The organism is Marinospirillum insulare DSM 21763 (genome assembly GCF_000686905.1).
GTDB lineage: Bacteria > Pseudomonadota > Gammaproteobacteria > Pseudomonadales > Halomonadaceae > Marinospirillum > Marinospirillum insulare.
Window position 1 is genome coordinate 74570 of the sequence record NZ_JMLW01000014.1, and the last position, 7063, is coordinate 81632.

Below are 7063 nucleotides of genomic sequence, written 5' to 3' on the forward strand. Positions count from 1 at the left end.
CATAAAAATCCTTGGTATTAATTAAATGGAACGCTGATTAACACGTTTTGAAAGCGCCTCAGCACTTTCGGTACGCTCAGAATAACGATCTGTCAGCAAGGCGTTATGCTCACGAACCAACAAGGTAAACTTCGTTAGTTCTTCCATAACATCAACAATGCGGTTATAAAAAGCCGAGGGTTTCATACGATTATTGTCATCAAACTCCATAAAAGCCCTAGCCACCGACGACTGATTAGGCAGCGTCAACATACGCATCCAACGCCCCAAAATACGTAACTGATTCACGCTGTTAAACGACTGCGAACCGCCACACACCTGCATTAACGCCAGTGTTTTACCTTGTGTAGGGCGCACCGCTCCTTGCGACAAAGGAATCCAATCAATTTGTAATTTCATAATACTGGTCATAGCACCATGGCGTTCTGGTGTACACCACACCATACCTTCCGACCAGGCGGCAAGCTCACGTAATTCAACAACTTTAGGGTGGGTATCTTCTTCTGAATCCGGCAAAGGTAAGCCCGTTGGGTCAAAAGTACGAACGTCACAACCCAAGTAACGCAATAACCTTCCAGCCTCTTCAGAAGCCAAACGTGAAAAAGACCGCTGACGTAGCGATCCGTAGAGTATTAAAATGTGTGGCGCGTGCAATGAAGCACCTTGGGCAACAAAGTTTTTAAAGTCTATCGGTTTAAGTTTTTCTGGGTCGACATTCGGAAGATCGTCTAACATGGATTGCGTGTTCATTGTGCGCCTCCTGCACGGTGAATAACTTCTCCATCTTCTTTTGTAAAGCTTTCAATCGGCTGCCCAAGTAGCTCTAAAACACTTTCAGATGGGCGGCATAAACGCGCTTTATCACCCACCACCACAATCGGGCGATTAATTAAAATAGGGTGCGCCATCATCGCATCAATAAGCTGTTCATCGTTTAACGCAGCATTATCAAGATCTAATTCATCATAAGGCGTACCTTTACGACGCAATAGCGCACGCGGTGTTATTTGCATCATCTCAAGCAATGCTTCTAGGCGTTCACGACTGGGCGGTGCTTTAAGGTATTCAATCACTTCAGGCTCTTTACCAGAAGCTTCTAGCATGGCTAAAGTATTGCGCGACGTGCCACAGCTGGGATTATGATAAATTTGTACTTTCATAAGCTTTCAGGTTTCTCTAATTGAGGTTGGCAAAAATTCATGGTCGACTCCAAAGATGTGCAAGTCACTGAATCTGCAACACAACAGTCATTCACTAAAAATTGAATAACGGCCTGAATAGCATCCAGATTGGCACGGTAAATAATGGAACGGCTTTTACGTTGGGAAAGCACCAATTCTGCACGGGCAAGCACCGACAAATGTGCTGATAAAGTGTTGTGTGGCACATCTAACAGCGTTGCTATTTCACCCGCAGGCAACCCTTCTGGTTCATGACGAACCAACAACTTAAAAGCCGCTAAACGTGTTGGTTGCGACAGTGCTGCAAAACTCGCCATCGCTTGTTCAGTTTTCATTTAACACCCCTATAATTTCTATATTTCCAAGAATATGGACATGTGAAACAAGTGTCAAGATTTTTGTTACTAAAAGGCAAGAGGGGCACACTGGCCATCTTTGTGCAACGCCAAACGTAGATGGCATTTTTTATTTCATCTTGAAATTCTTGCTTAGGAAAACTACCTACCTTATGCACTTAGCAATTGATAGTGAGGTTATTATTTGCAAGCTTTCTGCATTGTGCCCACACTGAACATATACGGAACAAATCCGTACAAGAAGGAGTAAATTATGGCTAGTACACGTTTAAATATAAGGCTAGATGAAGAAATAAAAGCTAGAGCTGAAAAAGCTTCTGCTCTTTTAGGCTTAAAAAGTTTGACTGAATACATTGTTCGTTTAATGGACGAGAATTCAACACAGGTGATTGCTGAATATCAAGGCATTACCGTGAAAAATGATGTATTTGATGAGTTTCTTTTAGCTTGTGAAAAGGCTAATAAACCCAACCCTGCATTAATAGAGGCTGCCAAATTAATTAGTTCACCACTTTAGCAAGCAATTTTTTCTTCTCTACTCTCTTTTGTATTCTCTTGTGTATTAAACCAAGCCAGCTTGTCATGCAGTGCTACGACTTCGCCCACAATAATGATTGCCGGTGCAGGTAATTGTGTAGCCGCTTGTTTGGCAACTATATCTTCTAAGGTACCGGTTAATACTTCTTGTTGTGGTGTGCTACCTTGGGAAACTAAGGCTATGGGTGTGCTGGCAGGTTTGCCCTTGTCTAGTAAGCCAGCAACAATTAAATCTAACGTATGTAGCCCCATATAAAAAACCAGTGTTTGGTTGGGGGCAACCATTTCTGCAAAGTTTAAATCACTGGTGCGGTTTTTTAATTGCCCAGTAATAAGCTTGACCGATTGAGCATAATCACGATGGGTTAACGGAATACCCGCATAGGCAGAGCAAGCATTGGCGGCGGTAATTCCCGGTACGACTTGAAAAGCTACGCCAGCGGCTTTGAGTTCTTCTAACTCTTCACCACCCCGCCCAAACACAAAAGGGTCACCACCTTTTAAGCGCACCACTCGCTGCCCTGCTAGGGCTTTTTCAACTAATAAACGGTTAATATCTGGCTGGGGAACAGCATGCTTATCACGCTTTTTACCGACATAAATTAGCTCGGCATCACGGCGGCATAAATCTAACACTTCAGCCGAAACCAACCGATCATAAAGCACCACATCGGCCTGTTGCATTAGGCGTAAAGCTTTAAAGGTTAATAGTTCCGGGTCGCCTGGCCCAGCGCCCACTAAATATACTTCGCCTACGGGCTGACTGGTATCACTGTTTTCTAACTGTTGTTGTAATAGCTTTTCGGCTTCTGGCATTTGGCCATTAAAAACCCTTTCGGCCACACTGCCTTGAAAAGCCGTTTCCCAAAACTTGCGCCTTAGGTTGATATCGCTAAAACGTGTTTTTACCGCATCACGAAAACGCGCTGCTAGCTGGCCTAAATCACTGTAACGGGTGGGAATAATGCTTTCTAACTTAGCTCTTAATAGGCGTGCTAAAACCGGCGCTTTACCGCTGGAAGAAATGCCAATCACCACGGGTGAACGGTCGACTATGGCAGGCACAATAAAGCTGCACAAAGCAGGGTTATCCACCACGTTAACGGGTAAATTTCTTGCTACACAATCGGCATTAACCTGCTGGTTAACAGCTTCATCATCGGTGGCTGCCACCACTAATACCACGTTTTCTAGTTGGTTTTTATGGTAATCATTTGCTACTAATTTTCCTTGGCTGGCAGCTAATAACTCTTCTAACTCTGGGTGAACTTCATGGCTAACTAGCTGCACTTGTGCGCCTGCTCTAATTAACAGCCGTGCTTTACGCAAGCCGACTTCACCACCGCCAATCAATAATACTGGGCGGTTTTTTAAGTTAAAAAATAAGGGTAGGTATTCCATGACTAGTTTTTCGCCGCCTGCAATTCAACAGCCGAATGCAAACCGCATTCACGGGTTTCAGGGTTTTCCCACCACCAACGCCCCGAACGTGGATCAGCATTGTGCTGAACAGCACGGGTGCAAGGCGCACAGCCAATGCTGGGGTAGTTGTTATCGTGCAGGCTGTTGTAGGGCAGCTTTAATGCCTGAATAACTGCCCAAACTTCGGATTGGCTCCAATCAAATAAAGGGCTAAGTTTTTGCAAGCCATTGCCAGCATCCCACTGGCTGTAATCTAGGGCTTCACGGGTTACCGATTGCTCACGTCTTAGCCCAGTAATCCAAGCCGTTTTACCTTTTAACGCACGGCGTAAAGGCTCTAATTTACGTACTTGGCAACAGCTTTTACGCAGTTCTTGAGAGAGGTAAAAAGCATTCACACCTTGTTCTGTTACCCAACCTTGCAACTGCACCGCGTCTGGGTAATAGACTTTAATATCCAGCTGCGGCCATTTTTGCTGAACTTGGGCTAACAAGGTCAGCGTTTCTTCTGGCAAGCGCCCGGTATCCAACACAAACTGTTGAATACTTGGCTGATTATCAGTGACTAAATAATTACCGATTAGTCCCGTTAATAGCGCATCTTCGGCACCCAAACTATTGGCAAAGGTTAAACCTTCACCGTATTCAGCAGCGGCAGTTTTTAAGCGTTCCAGCGTAGTCGCTAGCTTTTTTTCTAACTCAGGCGTTAAAGGTTGGCTAGGCTGCTTTTGTGGTGAAGTTAAAAAGTCTTCAAGCGATGCCATTTTCAGCCTCCAGTTTTTCTTTTTGCTGCCAAATACTGGGCTGCTGATAGCTCACGCCCACTTCAGCAAAGGCGGCTAAATCTTCGGCTTTAAAGCGTTCTTCAGGAATAACAAAGGCATTAAAACCACAGCTTTCTAAATGGGCTAAACGGTCACGAGCAATATCCCCTACCGCTCTTAATTCACCTTTAAAACCGGCACGGCGTAATAAACGTGCTTGGCTAAAACCCCGACCATCACGAAAAACCAAAAACTCTATGGCAATTAAAGCCAGCTTATCTAAATAAGGCAGCAATAAGTCATGGTCTTGTTCGGTAGTTAAAGATGCAGCTAGCTGATTAGTTTCACCTAACTGCTCTAAGGTTTCTGGTGCAACATCTGCCAGCTTTTCTACTGGAATAACTAGGGCTTGGTTGTTTGCAGTGGTAACCAATTCAGGCTGAAAATCTTCTGCGTCAATAAACTGCCAAGTATCTTGATGTTGAATGTGTCGATTAATAATTAATGGCATAGTATTTTCCTAAAAAAGCATCTTCTAAAAACACCCTAAAACCTAGTGATAAACGGCTTCTTTAAAGGGTTGAATACCTAATCTATCCACCGCTTGAATAAAGCTTTCATCGGCTTGGCGCAATTCAAGGTAGGTCGCTAAAATAGTTTTAAGGGTGTCAGCAACAGCATCAGCTGGTACAGCTCTACCTAAAACTTTGCCTAAACGGGCTTCTTCAGTCGCAGAACCACCTAGGGTAATTTGGTACCAATCTTCGCCTTTTTTATTGACACCTAAAATACCAATATGCCCAATATGGTGATGGGCGCAGGCATTAATACAGCCCGACATATTTAGCTGAATATCGCCTAAATCGTAGAGGTAATCTAAATCATCAAAAGCTTGGTTTATTTTCTCATTAATATTCAACGTTTTAGCATTGGCTAAATTACAAAAATCCCAGCCGGGGCAAACAATGCTGTCAGTTAGGGTGTTAATATTGGCTCTGGCTAAGTTGGCAGCCACCAAACCCTGCCACACAGCCAACAAGTTTTTTTCTTGAACATCTGTTAGCACTAGGTTTTGGTCTTGCGTGGCTCGAATTTCATTAAAGCTATAGGCTTCGGCCAGGTCGGCAACCGCATCCATTTGCTGGTCGGTAATATCGCCAGGCGCACCCAACAAAGGTTTAAGCGAAATATGCACAATACGATAACCCGCCACTTTATGGGCTTGGGTATTGCGTTCATACCAAACTTTAAAATCTTGATGTTCAGCAAAAGCCGCTGCTAAATCTGCCGCTGCTTGCTTGGCTTGGACTGGGGTTTGTGCAACTTCTTGTTTAACATAGTTGAAAGGCTTGAAGTGCGCTTGAACTTGGTTAATTTTTTCAGGCGTTAAACGCAGCTCACCGCCTTTAAGGTGCTGCCATTCTTCCTCAACCAAACGCTGAAATTCTTCTATACCTAAAGCTGCTACTAAAATTTTAATCCGTGCCTTGTACTTATTGTCACGGCGACCTTTAAGGTTATAAATACGCAGAATGGCTTCTAAATAAGAAAACAATTCTTCTGCTTCTAGGTATTCACGTATCACCTTGCCAATAATCGGCGTACGGCCTAAACCACCGCCCACCAACACTTTAAAACCCACCTCACCAGCAGCGTTTTTTACCAGTTCTAAACCTATATCATGCACACGGCTAGCAGCTCTATCATTAGGCCCACCGCTGACAGCAATTTTAAATTTACGAGGAAGGTAGGCAAACTCAGGGTGCAAAGTTGACCACTGGCGAATCAATTCACACCAAGGGCGTGGGTCAGCAATTTCATCATCGGTCACGCCTGCTAAAGGGTCGGTGGTGGTATTACGAATGCAGTTGCCCGAGGTTTGAATAGCGTGCATTTGCACCTTAGCTAGTTCCGCCAAGATATCCGGCACATCTTCTAACTTAGGCCAGTTAAATTGAATGTTGGTACGGGTAGTAAAGTGACCGTAACCTTTATCCCAAGTGCGGGCGATATGCGCCAAGGTGCGTAATTGGGGCGCAGAAAAAGTACCGTAAGGAATTGCCACACGCAGCATAGGTGCTTGGCGTTGAATGTATAAGCCATTCATCAAACGCAGTGCCAAAAACTCTTCTTCAGGCAAGTCACCGGCTAAATAGCGGCGCGTTTGGTCACGAAACTGCTCTACCCGCTCATCAACCAACTGCTGGTCAACCTGATTGTAGCTATACATCGCTTTCTAACACCTCAACAATTTTATTCTTTAAGAACTGATTGCAGGCTAGAGTAGCGAGTCTTACTTATAACTTAAAATACTGAATAGTTGTTTGCTTATAACAAACAGCACTTATATTTCATCTACAGTGCATGAATCGTTTAAAGAAATGAACTTGACCAAAAAATAGTGTGAGAAGCAGCGAAATACAAAAAAATAAAAATAATTGCATAACTATGGGTGCTTTTTGCTACCTACCGGATTTTGGTAAGTAGCAATTAACATATATAAACTCGTTAAAAAACTAAGCTAGCATTAGCAAAAAAACCATGCCAAATATGGCTCTTCGCATTTAAGGGTGTAGGTGCTTTTTGAACCCACCCGATTCTAACAAGCACCTTGCTATGTAGTTGGTTAAATTTCTAAAACCCAGTCCTATGCCTCGTAAGTGCTCCAGCCTGCCATTAATCGCTTCTGTTGGTCCATTGCTAGTGCCTGGGCGATCGAAGTAAGCAAGGATGCTCTGAGCGTGTTTTTTTAATGTTTTTCCTAAGCGTTTAACTTCAATAAGTTCTATCGGTAAGTCAGGCG

At 43.8% G+C, this 7063-nt stretch carries 9 protein-coding genes; 1 reads left to right on the forward strand and 8 read right to left on the reverse strand.

What is annotated here, in order from left to right:
* Positions 1-21: 21 nt before the first annotated feature.
* The 3 genes from arsH to BP27_RS0107350 are packed head-to-tail and all read right to left on the reverse strand — an operon-like array spanning position 22 to position 1516.
* On the reverse strand, positions 22-750 hold the full coding sequence (gene arsH, locus BP27_RS0107340) for an arsenical resistance protein ArsH (RefSeq protein ID WP_027850997.1): 729 nt from the start codon (positions 748-750) through the stop codon (positions 22-24).
* Positions 747-1160, reverse strand: a complete 414-nt coding sequence (gene arsC, locus BP27_RS0107345) for an arsenate reductase (glutaredoxin) (RefSeq protein WP_027850998.1) — start codon at positions 1158-1160, stop codon at positions 747-749. The genes arsH and arsC overlap by 4 nt, the downstream gene beginning before the upstream one ends.
* Complete coding sequence (locus BP27_RS0107350) at positions 1157-1516, reverse strand: ArsR/SmtB family transcription factor (protein ID WP_027850999.1); 360 nt, start codon at positions 1514-1516, stop codon at positions 1157-1159. Before BP27_RS0107350 ends, arsC begins: the two co-directional genes overlap by 4 nt.
* A gap of 274 nt (positions 1517-1790) precedes the next feature.
* Between BP27_RS0107350 and BP27_RS0107355 the strand changes: the two genes are divergently transcribed.
* Positions 1791-2054 carry a type II toxin-antitoxin system TacA family antitoxin gene (locus BP27_RS0107355; protein WP_027851000.1) on the forward strand — a complete coding sequence of 88 codons (264 nt, stop codon included), beginning with the start codon at positions 1791-1793 and terminating at the stop codon, positions 2052-2054.
* Here the strand turns inward: BP27_RS0107355 and cysG are convergent.
* The 5 genes from cysG to BP27_RS0107380 all read right to left on the reverse strand — a co-directional run.
* Positions 2051-3475, reverse strand: coding sequence for a siroheme synthase CysG (cysG, locus tag BP27_RS15615; protein ID WP_051610442.1), 1425 nt, complete (start codon positions 3473-3475; stop codon positions 2051-2053). The two genes, BP27_RS0107355 and cysG, sit on opposite strands and share 4 nt — an antisense overlap.
* Positions 3476-3477: 2 nt before the next feature.
* Complete coding sequence (locus BP27_RS15620) at positions 3478-4260, reverse strand: phosphoadenylyl-sulfate reductase (RefSeq protein WP_051610443.1); 783 nt, start codon at positions 4258-4260, stop codon at positions 3478-3480.
* Entirely contained in the window at positions 4247-4771 is a 525-nt protein-coding gene (locus BP27_RS0107370; RefSeq protein WP_051610444.1) for a DUF934 domain-containing protein, read from the reverse strand. Before BP27_RS0107370 ends, BP27_RS15620 begins: the two co-directional genes overlap by 14 nt.
* A 42-nt stretch (positions 4772-4813) precedes the next feature.
* Positions 4814-6490: a nitrite/sulfite reductase gene (locus BP27_RS0107375; protein WP_027851002.1), complete on the reverse strand. Its 1677-nt coding sequence runs from the start codon at positions 6488-6490 to the stop codon at positions 4814-4816.
* Positions 6491-6824: 334 nt separating this feature from the next.
* A partial coding sequence (locus tag BP27_RS0107380) for a transposase (protein WP_027851003.1) occupies positions 6825-7063 on the reverse strand: 239 nt, incomplete at its 5' end.